The sequence below is a fragment of the Citrobacter sp. RHBSTW-00887 genome (assembly GCF_013728095.1).
Classification (GTDB): domain Bacteria; phylum Pseudomonadota; class Gammaproteobacteria; order Enterobacterales; family Enterobacteriaceae; genus Citrobacter; species Citrobacter braakii.
In genome coordinates this window covers 4,788,809-4,803,561 of record NZ_CP056267.1, presented here as the reverse complement: position 1 = coordinate 4,803,561, position 14,753 = coordinate 4,788,809, and the positions used below count along the sequence as shown (strand labels likewise).

The following is a 14,753-nucleotide window of genomic DNA, read 5'->3' as shown; positions in this document are numbered from 1 at the left end:
ATGTTAATATTGATGCCGGAATGCTCCGGCATTTTTTTAAACCTTGATATCTTCTTTGACCAGTTGTTCAATACTGACTTCCTTCCAGTAGTGTCCCTGAATAGCAAACCACTCCATGCCCTGTAACCATTTCTTGTGCGCTTCGCTTTCTACGCCTTCAATAATCACATTATGGTGGTTACGGGAAAGAAAGGTGATCAGCGCATCCATCAATGGTCGGCCAGAATCTTTTTGCATTAAATGCCAGAAGAAGTCTTTATCGATTTTGACATAATCAAAATGGTAGCCTCGAATCGCGCTAATACCCGCATTGCCTGAGCCAAAATCATCGAGCCAGAGCGTCGTACTTCGCGGATCGCTCCAGGTTGCAAGAGCATTGTTCAATAATTTATTCGAGTTTTCTGTTACCTCAAAGTGAACGCAGCCAATGTGGCCAACGAGGTTTTTAATCTCTGGTCTTAGCAATATGTTGAGTATATGGTCATCAACATTGATTGTTGCAGAGATGCCGTTTTTATTAAACCACTGTTTATGTTTTTCAATAAGCGCCAGTTGCTCCATGAATATGCTCTCGCGCAATCCCGTATTGGCATAGCGGAAGAAGTTTTCTGGAGAGATAGACAGGCTATCGAAACGACTCAGGCACTCTACGGCGACGAGCGTACCTTTTGGGGAAAACATCTTTTGAAAGACATAACGAACGGATATATCGCTACGTGATAAATTATGATTGGAAAACAGAGTCGCGTTCATTATCTCTCGTCAAAAATCAGGTCGGAGGTAAAGAGAAGATAACTTTATTATAGGTCAGGTTTATGTCTATGGGAATGATTATTAAAGGCAGATTACCAATGAATTATCGGTTTTTGATTGGTCACCCACATATTTTTGGCTTTAGCACCGATACATATTGACTATCCTTTTATTCATTATCCGTGAGTTATTCATCCCCAGTTTCTTCATAATATGTACCTTATGACTGTGTACCGTTTTGTGATCAATATCGAGGAGTAATGCGATTCTTTTATTGTTGTTACAGGCAATGATTAGCTCCAGAACCTGAAGCTCCCTAGCGGTTAGCTTACGCCGGGTACATAACCGCTGGCAGCCATCGGCGGTCAAAGGTCTGTTGATGATGGCTGAGAAATCTGATAAAGAAGATTTTTCATTCAAAATCAATATATTATCAATATAAAGCAGCTCCCGGAACAGTCTGGAGAGGTCACTTTTTACAATTAAAACCAGCAAAGCGCAGTGCGTAAGACGCTTGCGCAGGGTATTAAGCAATGCGACCGTTGTGGCTGCAGAGATATCCTTATGGATAGTGTTGACAATAATGGTAGTGGTTGATGGCGCGCTGGTCCCCTTAACAATATCCTGGAAGTTAAGAGTGGTGATGTTTTTTTTGTTATCAATCATATAATCATGGATTGAGTGCCCGATGATATTGTCGTCAGTATAAAGTAATGTGTTTTTCAATGTGTTAAATTTTCCTGTTGACTATCGTTATCAAAAAATGTCTTGTGTGCTATTGAATTAATAGTGTTTTAGATTAAAGTGGTTGTGTTTTATTGAAATTATATTTCATCAAATGAATTAAACTAGGCTTCGCCTGTTTATTATTTTTCTATCAATTATCAATTTGACAATTATTTTTTCTATCTTCTCTTTTTTTTCTTCACTTTCGTAATAAAACATGCAAGATACTCTGAAGCTTGTTGCATCACATTGTTTGCGATTATTTTCCTCGGATATATGTTTTATCTTTAAATTAAAAAGGATTTGTCCGTACTCCCCAAGATTTAACACTGAATTTTCAAGTTCATTTCCATTTCTAATAAAACTATGCAAAGGTTCCAGGGATATAAACGAGCAACCACCTTCAGATATATCATTCAAGTGATATTTATAAATAGTGCCACTTCTGTATCTTCCAGAGCAATAAAACTGGCTTTCGTACCTAACGTTAATTCTTGGTGATGTCCTTCGTTGTAGTATTGATAATGATTCAGGGATAATGAAGCATAGAAGATTGTTTGAATTGCTTTTGTCAGTGATTCGATTGTTGGTTGTGAATTCTATTTTTCCTAATGGGCTGTGGATGATAAAATAAAAAATGCTCTCTTTAGGAAGGCCTGGATGAGAGGTAGATGGTTTTATATAGAAAAAATTTCCTTCTATTTTTTTTAGGGTTGACTGGTGTTTTATATCATTACAATAGAAGTACAATTTAGATTGAATCCTGAGTTCATCTCTCAGAATTGCAATGATTTCATATCTGGAATTTTTAGAAACTCCTTCAGACATATTGACTCCCTAATCCAAAAATAGACAGAATTTTAATTTATTATCCCATGTTTGAATCGTATTTTTCTTAAAAAAATGCCATTACAGCCTATTGTTTGATGTAAAAAAATAGGCTAATCCTATTGATCGATAGTTGACACTGTCGAATTTTCTTTATAGGTATTTGGTGGATTGGCCCCTATATTTCCAGACACTTTTTATCGCTTTACCCATTACTGGTTCGCCGCCGCAGATATTCCCGTGGCGAACGATATCCCAGTGCACTGTGCGGATGCCATTCGTTGTAATGTTCGAAGGCCTCCGCAAGGTTCTTTGCCGCTGTTAACCCGTCAGGTTTTGGCATGATGCTGATGTAGTCGCGCTTCATCGTTTTCACGAAACTCTCCGCCATTCCGTTGCTTTCTGGACTACGTACCGCCGTATGTTTTGGCTCCAGTCCTACCATTCTGGCGAACTGACGCGTCTGATGAGAACGGTAGGCTGAACCGTTGTCTGTCAGCCACTCAACGGGGGATGTCGGCAGCCTGTTACCGAAGCGACGCTCTACTGCACCCAGCATGACGTCCTGCACGGTTTCACTGTCATATCCACCGGTACTTGCCGCCCAGTGAAGTGCCTCGCGATCGCAACAGTCCAGTGCGAACGTGACCCGCAGTTTTTCACCGTTATCACAGCTGAACTCGAAGCCGTCGGAGCACCACCGCTGGTTACTTTCTCCAACGGCCACTTTCCCTCTATGCGCCCGCTTCGAGGGCGGTATTGCCGGTTTACGCTCAAGCAGCAGCGCATTCTGACGCATGATGCGGTATACGCGTTTGGCATTGATCACCGCCATGTCGTCAGTTTCTGATTGTCTGCGCAGCAGTGCCCATGCACGACGATAACCATAGGTGGGCAGATCGTCGATAACGGTATGGATACGAGCCAGCGCTTCAGTATCATCAGGCTTGCGCTTGCACCGACGATCCTGCCAGCCCTTCGACCGACGGGCCATGGCATGCAGTTGCGCACGTGAGACCCGGAGGCAACGACTGACAAGGCTTATTCGCCATCCTCCGGCAACAAGGGCACGTGCGCTATCCACTTTTTTTGTCGGCCATATTCAACGGCTTCTTTCAGCAGCTCGTTTTCCATGGTTTTTTTGCCCAGCAGGCGCTGTAACTCTTTAATTTGCTTCATTGCAGATGCCAGCTCCGACGCGGGTACAACCTGTTCACCCGCGGCAACCGCAGTGAGACTGCCTTCCTGATATTGCTTACGCCACAGGAACAGCTGACTGGCAGCAACGCCATGCTGACGGGCGACCAGCGACACGGTCATTCCGGGCTCAAAGCTCTGCTGAACAATGGCGATTTTTTCCTGAACGCTGCGCCGTCTGCGCTTCTCTGGACCTAGAACATCAATCATTCGGACTCCAACGACTAGTCTAAAACTAGTATTAAGACTATCACTAATTTAAGTGATACCAACTGTCTGGAGATTCATGGGGCCAGTCTAACCGCCGATGTTGCTAGTCAGTGTCGAGATATCGTCGAGTTGCTGTATCAGCGTTTCAATTTGAGCCAGCGCCGCGTTGCGTCCGGTGACGATACGTTCAATGCTGGTCGAGCAAATTACATCGGTATTGTCGGTTAACACTTCGGATTCGGTGAGAGTAAGTTCTGACATAGTTTATGTCCTTTATATAAAGCAAAACGCCAGTCGGTGAGGGCTGGCGTTTATGCGTGTGGTGAATACAGGGCTGTGATTATTCTGAGCGGATGTGTTGCAGAGACTGAGCATGTCGGAAGGAGAGACTACCAGTTGAAGGTGCTAAAACCCGGCAACAGGTCACCCGCTGCATCCAGATGTAGCATATCGATCCCGTAACGTCGTATCAGTGTGGTCACTAACCGACGGCAGCCCTTTGAAAGCCCCAATCTCTTTAGTTCCAGCACTGGGTATAAGCGAGCATTAAGTCTGAGCAGGTAACCGTAGCCGGTGCACAGTATCCAGTCACTGTTGCCGCCGTCGTGGCGTTGAAGAGTGACCTGGTCGAGAATAGCGTTATCCTCACACGTGATATGAGCGGTACTGCACTGGATCCCATTCAGACGGGCGGTACGTGGTAGCTGATCTTCAACAACCAACCTCCCTGGGGTATCAGCAACACGAAGCGAATACCCGTTATCACTGACCACATCAATCAGCGCAGCCAGCTCAATACCATCGATATCGACGGCGATCCGGCCCCCATTAAGGGCCAGTACATTAACGGTATCGGCTTCCACCGTCAGGGACAGCTTCATTGCTGCCCCCTGGATTACTGCCCACTGATGGCGCAAGTCACCGCCTTATAGCCGGTACGTTGCATCAGGCCGGTGGCCTTTCTGGCCCGGAGTATGTCAATAGCGCTGATGAACGGAGACTGATGCTGAATGGAGAAACCGGGGCGATCAATTCGTACCAGTTCAGATTTTTCAACGAGAAAATTGAGTGCATCTGCCAGTGAAATCCCGGCGTCAATATGCTGCTGGATCACATTGCCATCACCAAACTGTGTGTCGTTAAGCGAAAGGCCGTAATGCCTTTCCAGCAGATAAGTAAGAAGTTGCTGCCAGATTTCTACCGGCGACGGGTGTGACGATACCTTCCTCGTCGGGATGGTGGGTAAGGTTTGCATAAAGTTGATCTCTGTTAAATAAATAAGATGTTGATGGTCGGGGGGATTACGGTGAAGGGGGATGGTGAATTACGGTGTTTTTCAGGTAATCCACTTACTGTCTGATGGCGTCAAGTGCGGCCTCCAGTGTGAACCAGTTAATGCCCTGTTCTGCGTCGTGATGGCTGGCTGCATGGCATAATGCCGCTCTGGCCTCTTCTGTCGTAACAGACTCATCCACATTGTGTACATCGTCTTCGTACCAGAGTGAACACAATACGAAGTCGTCATTTTGATGTTGTTTCAGCAGTTCAATGACCTCGCTGATTTTACAGGCGTGTTGCATGGCTATTCTCCTCCGGGTTGTGCCGCAGGTGGCGTCGCATAAATCGCAAGATAAACGTACCCGCAGGAGCCGAGGGTGTCTGCCTCGCAGGTCAGTCCTTTTGCGTAGAGCGTGACGCCGTGCTGATGTCGGGGAGTGAGTTCACCGCTGGTGAGCATTAACTCAAGTTGTTTCAACAGCAGTGGAAATACCAGATTCAGATGGCGCAGGTCTGATTCGCTGAAGGTGCCGGTGATGCTGGCGCGATCAGCCAGGTAATGCAGCCGGTTGCCCTCCTGTACCAGTCGTGCGCCAAAACACGGGATAGCTGCAGGCTTAAGTCCCCACCAGGAGGCGGCAATATCGTGGTTTGCTACATTTGTTGAGCTTTGCATTTAAGTAATCCTTAACTATGTGTTAATTCAGGGTAACGCTGCGCAGGACAACATACGGGCCGTTGCGGTCCTGGCGGCGTTCAGCGAATACGGCGAGCACACCGCTGATATCCTGCACCTCCCGTCCGGCATAGTGGCAGATGCTGCCGGACCACTGGTATTTCCCTGTGCAGAAGCGGAACAGCCGGGACTGCGGATGCTGGCGGTATATCGCCATCGCCTGGCGTTTGCTGATAATCTTCATCACCGGTCTCCTTAAAGCCAGCCTCGTTCGGCAAAAGACACTATATCCATCCCGCCAACCACCAGGTGGTCCAGCAGGCGAATATCGACCAGCTCCAGCGTCTGCTTAAGACGTTCTGTGATCCGTCTGTCTGAATCGCTGGGCTCTGCGTGCCCTGAAGGATGGCAGTGCGCCACGAGCATGGCAGCAGCGTTATATTTCAGTGCAGCCTTTACCACCTCCCGTGGATAGACCTGCGTATGGTTGATGGTGCCGGTGAAGAGAGTTTCGTGCGCAATCAGCCGGTGCTGGTTATCGAGGAAGAGCGCGGTAAACTCTTCGCGCTCCAGTGTGGCAAGCTGCAGGCGCAGCCAGTCACGTACTGAGCTACTGGAGGTAAATGACGCACCGGGTTCGCGTAACTGACGCTCCAGCAGGGTTAGTGCCTCACGGATGGTGTGTTGTGCGGATGCCGGTAATTCGGCGGCAAACAGTGGTAACTGTGTTTCCATAGCGGGATCCTCAGTCAATGATGTGCATGATGGCGCTGCATTCCGCGTGGTTGAGCGCGTAGTCCCGCAGACGGTAATAGTGCTCCGTCATGGCGTCGCATTCGGTGCGCATGGCGTGGTGGCTGTAAGCCATCAGGCAGGCTGCTATGCCCGCGGCCTCTGCGCTCATTTCCACATCGTTGCCATTCATCGGGTTGAACAGCGTCCATTTTTCAACGTCATCACCATCGGGCTCCGGGGCTATAAAAGCACCGCCGTTGCTCAGCGTGTAAAACTGCCAGATACCCCCGCAATAGTCTGCACAGAAGAGGTCCATCCAGGCGAAGATATGCGGCTCAAGGGTCATCCACTGCGGGATGGAACCAAAGTGCTGTGGCCAGAAGCCGATACGCTGTTCATCGGGCAACAACGTGACGATGAGAGTGTTGGTATTTTCGAGGTCTGAAAGGGTTTGCAGATTTGTAGCGTTATTCATTGGTTATTCCTTTTGAAAGGTCATAAGTGCGACTCCGGTAAACGGGAGCCTGATGTGTGGAAAAGGTGATTTGAGGCGTGATGGTGAAGGAATGCGTTACTGGCAGGTAAGTTCAGCAGGTGATGTGGTCAGGAGTAGCTGTGGGCAGGACTGTGCATAGCCATCTGCATCGCATCGTGAGGGCCAGTGGCCCTCCGGGAGGATTAAGCGGCACAGGCTGAGTTCACCGGGACGATAAAGAAGGTGTGAGCACCAGGCGCACAGGTCGTCATCGGAGATGGAGCGGCTGCAGGGAGTGTTTTCCAGGGCGGTCGGATAAAGGGTTGCCTGGTGGGCGTTATCAGGTAGCGGTGGCATCAGCTCAGTGCCTGCTGTAGTTCTTCCGCCATTACCCAGAGGGCGCGGTTGAGCTTAACGTCTCCGTCTATGCTTTTAACCGCGCGGGTATGGCTGCGCTTGCCTTTGGCAGTACGTCCCGGCAGACCCCCTTTCAGCAGGTTCTCCTGACAACGATTGAAAACTGACCACAGATCGTCCTGACGGTCTTCATAGCGGCGGGGCGTCAGTATCTGGGATGCCGTCACCGGCTGGTGATCTTCACCAAAGCGGTACGTCAGCGCGGCTTTTGCAAAAGCCTGCTGTGCCGGTGGCGTGAGTAACAGTGACTGCATCGCATCCCGATTTTCTTCGACCCGGTCAAATATCCCCAGTACCTCATAAGCCCCTTCAATGACTTTCTCCACCACATTACCCTTATGCGGCACGCGCACCTCCCCAAAGGTTTCGCCACAGACAAGTCCGTTCTGGCAGACTGCACGAAACAACCCCGGCAGCATCTGGTATGAGCTGGAGCCGTCGTGACTGTTAAGCAGAATGATTTCGGGGACCTGTTTACCGGTAATCTGGCCTTCACGCCTGAGGCGCAGCATGTGCTTTGTGTGGTCGCGTTTATTCAGGTCACGCACGCGTGTCTGGCAGGCAAAGAACGGCTGGAAGCCTTCCCGCTGCAGGTTATCCAGCAGGGTGATGGTCGGGATGTACGTGTAACGTTCGCTGCGGGATTCATGTTTTTCTTCGCTGAAGACGCTGGGCACGTAGTGCGCCAGTTCATCGCGGGTTAATGGGCGGTCGCGGCGCACGAGGCTGGCAGCGCCAAAACGGCTGGCTAAGCGCATGGAAATTTCCTTTCTGAGAAATAAAAGAAAACGCCCCGCTCGGATGAGCAGGGCGTTGGTGGTGTGTAATACCTGTGTTGTGGCAGTTGTCAGGGCTGGTTCGTCTGTTCTGCCGCCTGGGCCGGAGCATGTTCACCCGGTGTTGTGGTGTTCCTGTGAATAATCTGGTGTTTCGCCAGCGCCTGCTGCATGTCATTGATGCAGTACGTGATGTAGAAGACGTTAAACAGCACGGTATAAAAGACGTTCATCTTCAGGTCAAAGCGAAACGTGTTCAGCGCAAAGTGACGCAGTGCGGTTCTGGCCTTGAAAGCCCAGACCACATACATCACACCACTGGCTATTGAGAGCAGCCCGCTGATGGCCAGCAGGATATCGCCGGTTGAGTCGTAACCGTACGGGTCAGGTGCTGCCATGGCACCCAACTGACGACTGAGCCCGAAACAGACGGTGAGCCAGATAATAAACAGATTGCCGTAAAGCGGGTAGCCCGTGGTCTCGCTGATGATATCCTGCTTTTTGTAGAGCCAGAGCAGGGGCCAGACGCCGCAGGTGACCATGCTGAGCAGGACAAAATGCAGCGTACGGGTATTCAGCCGCTGGCTGAGGGTATTAATCGTGATATCTGTCATGAACTAAATTCCTGTATTAAACGAGTGGGGGGAGTGTTTCCGTGAATTAACCGGCCGTATTTTCACAGTCGCTGATATTTTTCAGCTCCTGCTGTGTATTCCTGATCCCCGGGTTAAAACTGCCGGCTTTCCTGTCATTCACATACACATCAAAATGTGCAGCCTGTCCCAGAGCCGTAATAAACTGCGACCAGGCATTGTCCGCATTACGCCATCCCAGAGACGAAGGGAGCGGGAATTGTCGATCGTTTATTACCAGCGTGATGGCGGTATGGTCGTCATGTGAGTCTGCCCCGGAACCATCGGGAAAGGTGAGCATGACGTGATGCTGCAGGATGTTCTGCTCATCGGGGTTGCCTGTGCAATTGAGGTTAAACATCACATTTTCGGGGCTGGTGATGATGTATTCGGTCACTCCCATGCCGAAGCCGCTGGTCCACATATTGGGGATAGCGTGAGCGACGCCAGTGAATGCCAGTGTTGTTACCAGCAGAACGGCAGATAGTTTACGCATGAACGTTTCCTTAAATTATCTAAGAGGCGGGCAACTGTTGATGAATCCGCCGTGGGTGTTACATAAGCTGTTTGCCAACCGTTATCAGACCGGCCAGCCAGCCGATGCACTGAGGCCCCACAAGCCAGAACAAGCGGGCTTTGAGCAGCCCGGTCATACCTTCGCTGGTGTATACCGCATCCGGCATCAGCCACTGGCGCAGGAACGCGCCGATAGTCATACCGGCACCGGGGCCGAGCGTCATCCAGAACAGATACCCCATCCCCTGCCCGAAACTGCGGATTTCGCCCGTATTTCCGAACACGTTAAACAGGACAACCACAAGCGCGATGCCAAAGGCAATTGCGAAATACTTAATAACAAGCCCCATTCTGGTAAGTCCTTATTTTCTGCACTGCTGAGCGGCACTCAGCATGTTGTCCATAAAACGCGGGGGGACATAGCCGTACTGCTGGTTCATTTTCTCCAGTTCCCCGTGGGTATATTTCGTCTTCAGCTCATCCCAGATACAGCCGCAGACCGCGGTGGTTCCGCCACCGGACTTACAGCCCCGGATAAACTCTTGTTCGTTTTTGTCACCACAGCCGCTCACGGCCAGAGCTGACAGCAGAGTGACGGCCAGTAACGCGCCCCGGGAAGCCGTCGTCATTTTTAATTGCCTGTGAATCATTGTGTTAATATCCATTCGTTAAAACGCCTCTGCTCAGAGGCTGTCCGATTGCACCACGCCTTCCTGTGCAAGGGCATGGCTGATGTTGTTCACCACCGTGTTCGGGTCGAGCCGGATTTCCGCCAGATGCTGGCCCGACTCAGGTGTTCCCTTGTAAACGTCCAGGGACGCGAACGGTCTGCCTTCATCGTTTGTCCCGGCAGATACCTGGTATGAGGTGTCTCCGTTTCTGACTGTGAATTCCTGCAGACTGATTACCTGATTGCTCTGGTAAGCGTACGTGGTGGTGTTTGCCGGTACGGTGAGGTCCATTTCCTTATGTTCTGCGCCGGTCCTGCCGAATGAGTACGATACCGACGGGGTGATGATGCAAATCTCGACTTCCTTTTTGTGGTTAACGGTCTGCGCATAGAAGACGGGCTTTCCGCAACGCTGGTGGTATGCCTGTATAAGGGCATCGGGCGTAGCGGCATTTACGGCTGACAGCGATGCCAGCATCATTCCTGCGCTCAGCAGCAGGGCTGTACCGTGTTTCATGTTTTAACTCCTTTTGGTCTGGTGTGAGGTTCGGGAGAAAGCTCCCGGAAGGTATGAATGACGTTGCTGATAAAGTGAAAATGCGGAAGGGCATTGATGAAATCCGCGTCTACAATGAGTGCGCTGGTTTCACTGCGCCGGTGAAAAGAGCGTTCAGACAAGGAGACCGACGTTACCTCCTCAACCCTGAATACCCGTATCGCACCATACTGGCTGGCCACCAGATACCAGTCTGCATGTGAGAAAATTAGCCGGTAGGGCTCAAGGTGGTCGTGACGAATCCCCTTAACCAACAGGCTGACCAGACGGTGGTGGTAAATGCCTTCAGCAAGTCGCTCAAAGCAGTCCGGGAGGATCCCCGCGGGCTGCTGTGCATGGCCTATCAGGCATGGAGATGTGCCGTTTTCATCCATCAACAGCTGCATCAGATGGCGGCTCTGTGAGGGAATGAGACGGGCTATTCCGGTGTTGCGGGCAAACGCCAGCGCACCAGGAGTATGGTCGCGCATCGGGTTTGTTCGTAACCGCCAGCAGCCGTTATCGCCAGTCAGATCCAGATGCAGCAGACGCTGAGAGAAATCCCGGCGCAGGGTGCGTTCAGATACGCCAAATTCACCGGACAGCGCTTTTAGTGAAAGGGATTCACCAGCAAAAAGCCGGCTAATAATAACTGACAGCCTGAGTGCCAGCCTGTCGTGTCGGGGCGCAGGGTTCGTGGCGCGCATATGCCCTCCGTGAATGAAAAATACCGAGATAACTCATGCGGTTATTATGCAGGACGGTGTGGACAGGATATGACCAGCGATAAGACAGCGCGGCAGAAAAGATGCAATATTTTTCCCACGATAACTGTCTGAATTTACGATGATAATTTCACATCGCTTAGCTGGTGAGCGTTACGCGGTCATACTCTGTCATAAAGCCGGTCAGCAGGAGGCGTTGTCAGGGCTGAAGGTGGCTGTAGTATTGCGTTTTATTAATCTCGCCCTCAGTAAACGCAGTAAGAGGCGAAACAGAAGGATGAGAGCCCAACGGACGCTGTGGATCTCTTTCTCCGGCCAGCCTGCGCGCCGGCAGTAATCCAGGATCCTGTTAACCACCCGTCTTCGGATATAGCGCAGCAGCATGCGTAACAGGGACCATGTCAGTGTCCTGAGTATCATTTCCACCACCTCAAAAAAGTAAGTGCCACAGCGCAGAAGCGGCATTCACAATGCCGTCGCGGATCGTTCCCAGCGCTTCACGGACCGCCTTTGGCAGCGGAATGGCGTCCACTATCCGGCTGAATAACTCACCCAGCAGATCGCCGAAATCCTGTCGGGCGGTACTCTCTGCCTCCGTAGTCCGGTGCTCTTCCCTGACCTGACGAAAAACGCCGCTGCTGGCCTCCGGGGGCAGGGCAAATATCATGGTTTCGACCAGACGGGCCAGGTTGTAGCCTGTTTTGGCTGACACCGCATGAACCGGATAAGGACAGGAGAACTGCCGTGAGATGGCTGCGCTTCGGGTGGTCAGCGTCAGCAACTGGCCAGTGGAGGGCAGACACGCTTCCCTGTCCCATTCCAGCGAGGGTTCCGCCTTGTCGGCCTGGTTAATGACGAAGACAATGCTGCCCGGTGAGACGCCACAATTGAGCAGGAACCGGTGAAACGCTTCGTCGGTCGCACAGGCCCGGTCATCCGCTTTCATCACCCAGAGGATAAGATCCAGCGTCGGTAACTGATCTTTATATAGCTGCCGGTATTCACGGTCATAGTCCAGAGATTCACCGGCACCGGGTAAATCGACCAGCGTCATGCGACGCCCGCCAATATCGAGCGTGAAGCGAAGCGGTTCACGGGTACAGCCCTGCACATCGCTGACCGGGCTTAGGGGCTGCTGAAAGAGCGCATTACATAGAGAACTTTTCCCACTCCCTGTTTTACCCATAATGCCAACGACCGGCTCGTAATGGATGTGCTGGCGGATGCGATTTAGTATCGTACGGGAGAGTGTTTCGGGCAGGAGAGACAGCTGTTGCTTCAGGCCATCAAGACCCTGTTCAGTTTTATCTGACACATTAACCTCCGTGAGTGAAATAACAAAATGGCAGCATTTCTGCTGCCCTTCTCACACAGGTAATATAGGTCTGAAATTTTTTTGAATGTCATGTATGGGCTGTATTACTGCCTCCGCTCACCTTGTTTTTAGCTCAAAGTCCTCACTCACCACCACAGGTTTTTCGGTAATGGTCATTAATCAGAGTTTCCAGCATATCGCTGATGCGAACTCCGCTGCGTTCAGCCATAAAGTCGAGTCGCATTTTAGTTTCGTTCTTAAGGTACGTATTGAGTGCTTTTTTATCTGTGCGGGACTGACGTAGCTTCTGCTGATTCCAGGCTTTATTCAGATTAAGCAGGAATAGCCGTTTGGTATCCGGTGCGTCATCCCATAAATCAAGTGCGGCACGTAGCGCTAAATTTCGTTCAGCATGGCTCAGAGGGGTAAACCAGGTGCTCAGCCCCGGCGAAGAAAGCGTAAATGAAAGTCCGCCGGTGGGGGCGTTTCTTTCTTCCTGTAGCGATTTAAGACTGTTCCATGCCCACAGTACCGCCTCTTCCTCATCAGGTAACCATTTCAGCGGAGCAGGTTTGCTGTAAATATTTTTCCACTGGTCTTTGAGCCTGTCCATTACCTGGCTCTTAAGGTGATTAACTGGTGGGGCAGGAATAATTATCCAGTCAAAGAAATTGAAGAGAAGTTGCATTCTTTCCCGGTGGCTTGCCGGGGATTTATTGAGTTGAAGGAACTGATACCAGTTCTGACCGAAAGGGGCATCTCCTGAACGGAGAATACCAAGCTGATAGTCACTCGCTTCACAGAGATAACCCCACATCCAGAATGCGGCCCGCTCGTCGTTTTCAATCCAGTCAAATTTTTCTGCAGGTAAGATATTCTCGTCGCAGGCGGTATGCATATCTGCCAGGAGTCTGTCTTGCTGTTCTTTATCAGGATAGTACTTATTGAGGAGATGATTAACTGCCTGATGGCAGCTGCCTGCTTCCTGACGGTTAACCCCTTCTGCTCTGATGTTTTTGTTTATTTCTAACCAGGTAATATAAAAATTGCAGATTCGTATGTCACGATTTTTAACGGGTATTTGTCTGCCATTAATGTAATTTATTGCCATTATAAAAGGCTCCATAAAACAAACTACATAGTAGTGGTTTGTGTAGTGATTGTTGTGGGGATAAAGTAGCATGACAATGGTTTTATCGTCACTAAAAAACATATCTGGTAGTCATCGTGAAGTAAGATTGTGGTTTTATGTTGGTTTGATCACGGTTTTACCATGGTTTTAATGTTGCTGTTTTTAATGATTTATTTCTTTCTGTGCTCTGTTTTTAGGGATTCTTGTTCGCTTACCCACTACTCTTTAACTTTATCTTATTCCTCCGTTTGTTCTTCTGCATGCTCTCGTCTTCACCCCGTCATGATACCGGGTTCGCTTCAGAGGGAATTTCTGGCAGCAGGCAGGTTTACCCTAGTATATTTTCATTTCATTGCTCAGAATCAGGGAGATGGCTTCTGTGAGTTGTGTAAATTTGGGCGTTATAGTGGTTGAGGTTATTTGAGGCGGCAAAGTGTTTTTTTGGGGGGGTGTTGGTAAAGATAATTCCAGAGTGAACGTGCATGGCTTTTATCGCGTATAGACCAGGCCTGACGTAACCTGCTCTGGTATTGCAGTCAGGCCCGATGTGTTGGATTGGTATTAATATAATAAAGATAGCCCTTTCTTTATGGTTAAACAACAGTTAGTACAAGAACATTACTCAGAGGGATGAATGACAGCCTGGAAGAGAGTATCACTTGAAAGGCAATATTACAGTTGAAAAGGTAGTTGCCGATGATATCAACCGGCAGGTGAGGCTACTCGTCAGACAGTGCTTTCTCTCAGTCATTTCCCTTTATAAAGAGACAAGACGAGGCCATTACTTTGAGATAAGACTGCGTAAATGAGTAAATACGTTAGATATTAAACTTAGTGATATTATCTTTGGTGTGTAAATCTTCAGGGAGGGTAGTGCGGTCGATAATATTGCCGGAGGATGGACTGAGCGTATGGCAGCGTTGTGCGAAGTGTAAATACACGGTGGGTGCTACTGGTGTTAGCCTGTCTGTTTAACGTGTTATTACGAGGGTTGACTATAACAGGTAATGTGATAACCAATGGAAGCTGAAAGGATCGTGTTAATACGCTAAGTATGTGCAAGGGTATTGATTACATCAACGAACCATAAATCCGGGTATGTAGATTTTGTCGGGAGTAATAGTTCGGGCATGTACCGCAGGCCGGATAATGCAGGT

General features: G+C 49.6%; 21 protein-coding genes and 1 pseudogene. All 22 read right to left on the bottom strand.

All coding sequences use genetic code 11. The features are described from left to right. Positions 1 to 36: 36 nt before the first annotated feature. Positions 37 to 753, bottom strand: coding sequence for a cyclic-di-GMP phosphodiesterase MrkJ (gene mrkJ / locus HV314_RS22895; RefSeq protein WP_000994520.1), 717 nt, complete (start codon positions 751 to 753; stop codon positions 37 to 39). Between the two features lie 141 nt (positions 754 to 894). Then, positions 895 to 1,479 carry a helix-turn-helix domain-containing protein gene (locus HV314_RS22890; protein WP_000799244.1) on the bottom strand — a complete coding sequence of 195 codons (585 nt, stop codon included), beginning with the start codon at positions 1,477 to 1,479 and terminating at the stop codon, positions 895 to 897. A 117-nt stretch (positions 1,480 to 1,596) separates the two neighbouring features. Continuing rightward, positions 1,597 to 2,307: a flagellar brake protein gene (locus HV314_RS22885; RefSeq protein WP_004118575.1), complete on the bottom strand. Its 711-nt coding sequence runs from the start codon at positions 2,305 to 2,307 to the stop codon at positions 1,597 to 1,599. A 205-nt stretch (positions 2,308 to 2,512) separates the two neighbouring features. Further along, positions 2,513 to 3,714 (bottom strand): IS3 family transposase gene (locus tag HV314_RS22880; RefSeq protein ID WP_154948990.1). Its coding sequence is split into 2 segments (ribosomal slippage): positions 2,513 to 3,399 and positions 3,399 to 3,714, totalling 1,203 coding nucleotides; the frame shifts between segments, so codons are not numbered across the junction. A gap of 90 nt (positions 3,715 to 3,804) precedes the next feature. Beyond that, positions 3,805 to 3,975, bottom strand: a pseudogene (locus HV314_RS22875) (DUF4942 domain-containing protein); the annotation flags it as partial. A 128-nt stretch (positions 3,976 to 4,103) separates the two neighbouring features. Then, on the bottom strand, positions 4,104 to 4,595 hold the full coding sequence (locus tag HV314_RS22870; RefSeq protein ID WP_004856810.1) for a DUF5983 family protein: 492 nt from the start codon (positions 4,593 to 4,595) through the stop codon (positions 4,104 to 4,106). A gap of 14 nt (positions 4,596 to 4,609) precedes the next feature. Then, complete coding sequence (locus tag HV314_RS22865) at positions 4,610 to 4,969, bottom strand: TA system toxin CbtA family protein (protein WP_181546782.1); 360 nt, start codon at positions 4,967 to 4,969, stop codon at positions 4,610 to 4,612. Between the two features lie 94 nt (positions 4,970 to 5,063). Next, positions 5,064 to 5,294 carry a hypothetical protein gene (locus tag HV314_RS22860; RefSeq protein WP_004856818.1) on the bottom strand — a complete coding sequence of 77 codons (231 nt, stop codon included), beginning with the start codon at positions 5,292 to 5,294 and terminating at the stop codon, positions 5,064 to 5,066. A gap of 2 nt (positions 5,295 to 5,296) precedes the next feature. Then, positions 5,297 to 5,668 (bottom strand): type IV toxin-antitoxin system YeeU family antitoxin, encoded by a 372-nt coding sequence (locus HV314_RS22855; RefSeq protein WP_004856821.1) that lies wholly within the window; start codon positions 5,666 to 5,668, stop codon positions 5,297 to 5,299. A gap of 22 nt (positions 5,669 to 5,690) precedes the next feature. Further along, a complete protein-coding gene (locus tag HV314_RS22850; RefSeq protein WP_004856822.1) occupies positions 5,691 to 5,912 on the bottom strand; it encodes a DUF987 domain-containing protein in 222 nt (73 codons plus the stop codon). Between the two features lie 11 nt (positions 5,913 to 5,923). Continuing rightward, positions 5,924 to 6,403 (bottom strand): RadC family protein, encoded by a 480-nt coding sequence (gene radC, locus HV314_RS22845; protein ID WP_021314683.1) that lies wholly within the window; start codon positions 6,401 to 6,403, stop codon positions 5,924 to 5,926. A 10-nt stretch (positions 6,404 to 6,413) separates the two neighbouring features. Continuing rightward, positions 6,414 to 6,878 carry an antirestriction protein gene (locus HV314_RS22840; protein ID WP_004856826.1) on the bottom strand — a complete coding sequence of 155 codons (465 nt, stop codon included), beginning with the start codon at positions 6,876 to 6,878 and terminating at the stop codon, positions 6,414 to 6,416. Between the two features lie 96 nt (positions 6,879 to 6,974). Further along, positions 6,975 to 7,235, bottom strand: a complete 261-nt coding sequence (locus HV314_RS22835; protein ID WP_049287279.1) for a hypothetical protein — start codon at positions 7,233 to 7,235, stop codon at positions 6,975 to 6,977. Continuing rightward, positions 7,235 to 8,053: a DUF932 domain-containing protein gene (locus HV314_RS22830; protein WP_004856830.1), complete on the bottom strand. Its 819-nt coding sequence runs from the start codon at positions 8,051 to 8,053 to the stop codon at positions 7,235 to 7,237. The genes HV314_RS22835 and HV314_RS22830 overlap by 1 nt, the downstream gene beginning before the upstream one ends. A gap of 89 nt (positions 8,054 to 8,142) precedes the next feature. Further along, positions 8,143 to 8,685 carry a DUF4234 domain-containing protein gene (locus tag HV314_RS22825; protein ID WP_004856832.1) on the bottom strand — a complete coding sequence of 181 codons (543 nt, stop codon included), beginning with the start codon at positions 8,683 to 8,685 and terminating at the stop codon, positions 8,143 to 8,145. Positions 8,686 to 8,731: 46 nt separating this feature from the next. Beyond that, complete coding sequence (locus tag HV314_RS22820) at positions 8,732 to 9,199, bottom strand: hypothetical protein (RefSeq protein WP_004856835.1); 468 nt, start codon at positions 9,197 to 9,199, stop codon at positions 8,732 to 8,734. Positions 9,200 to 9,257: 58 nt separating this feature from the next. Beyond that, a complete protein-coding gene (locus HV314_RS22815; RefSeq protein ID WP_004856838.1) occupies positions 9,258 to 9,569 on the bottom strand; it encodes a hypothetical protein in 312 nt (103 codons plus the stop codon). A gap of 12 nt (positions 9,570 to 9,581) precedes the next feature. Beyond that, the gene (locus HV314_RS22810; RefSeq protein ID WP_021314684.1) at positions 9,582 to 9,848 is read right to left on the bottom strand and encodes a hypothetical protein; all 267 of its coding nucleotides are present in this window, start codon (positions 9,846 to 9,848) and stop codon (positions 9,582 to 9,584) included. A gap of 54 nt (positions 9,849 to 9,902) precedes the next feature. Then, positions 9,903 to 10,406, bottom strand: coding sequence for a hypothetical protein (locus HV314_RS27450; RefSeq protein ID WP_004856844.1), 504 nt, complete (start codon positions 10,404 to 10,406; stop codon positions 9,903 to 9,905). Continuing rightward, the gene (locus HV314_RS22800) at positions 10,403 to 11,131 is read right to left on the bottom strand and encodes a helix-turn-helix transcriptional regulator (protein WP_032738397.1); all 729 of its coding nucleotides are present in this window, start codon (positions 11,129 to 11,131) and stop codon (positions 10,403 to 10,405) included. Before HV314_RS22800 ends, HV314_RS27450 begins: the two co-directional genes overlap by 4 nt. A gap of 448 nt (positions 11,132 to 11,579) precedes the next feature. Continuing rightward, positions 11,580 to 12,464: a GTPase family protein gene (locus tag HV314_RS22795; protein ID WP_021314685.1), complete on the bottom strand. Its 885-nt coding sequence runs from the start codon at positions 12,462 to 12,464 to the stop codon at positions 11,580 to 11,582. Positions 12,465 to 12,606: 142 nt separating this feature from the next. Beyond that, complete coding sequence (locus tag HV314_RS22790) at positions 12,607 to 13,677, bottom strand: hypothetical protein (RefSeq protein ID WP_319841444.1); 1,071 nt, start codon at positions 13,675 to 13,677, stop codon at positions 12,607 to 12,609. Between the last annotated feature and the right edge of the window lie 1,076 nt (positions 13,678 to 14,753).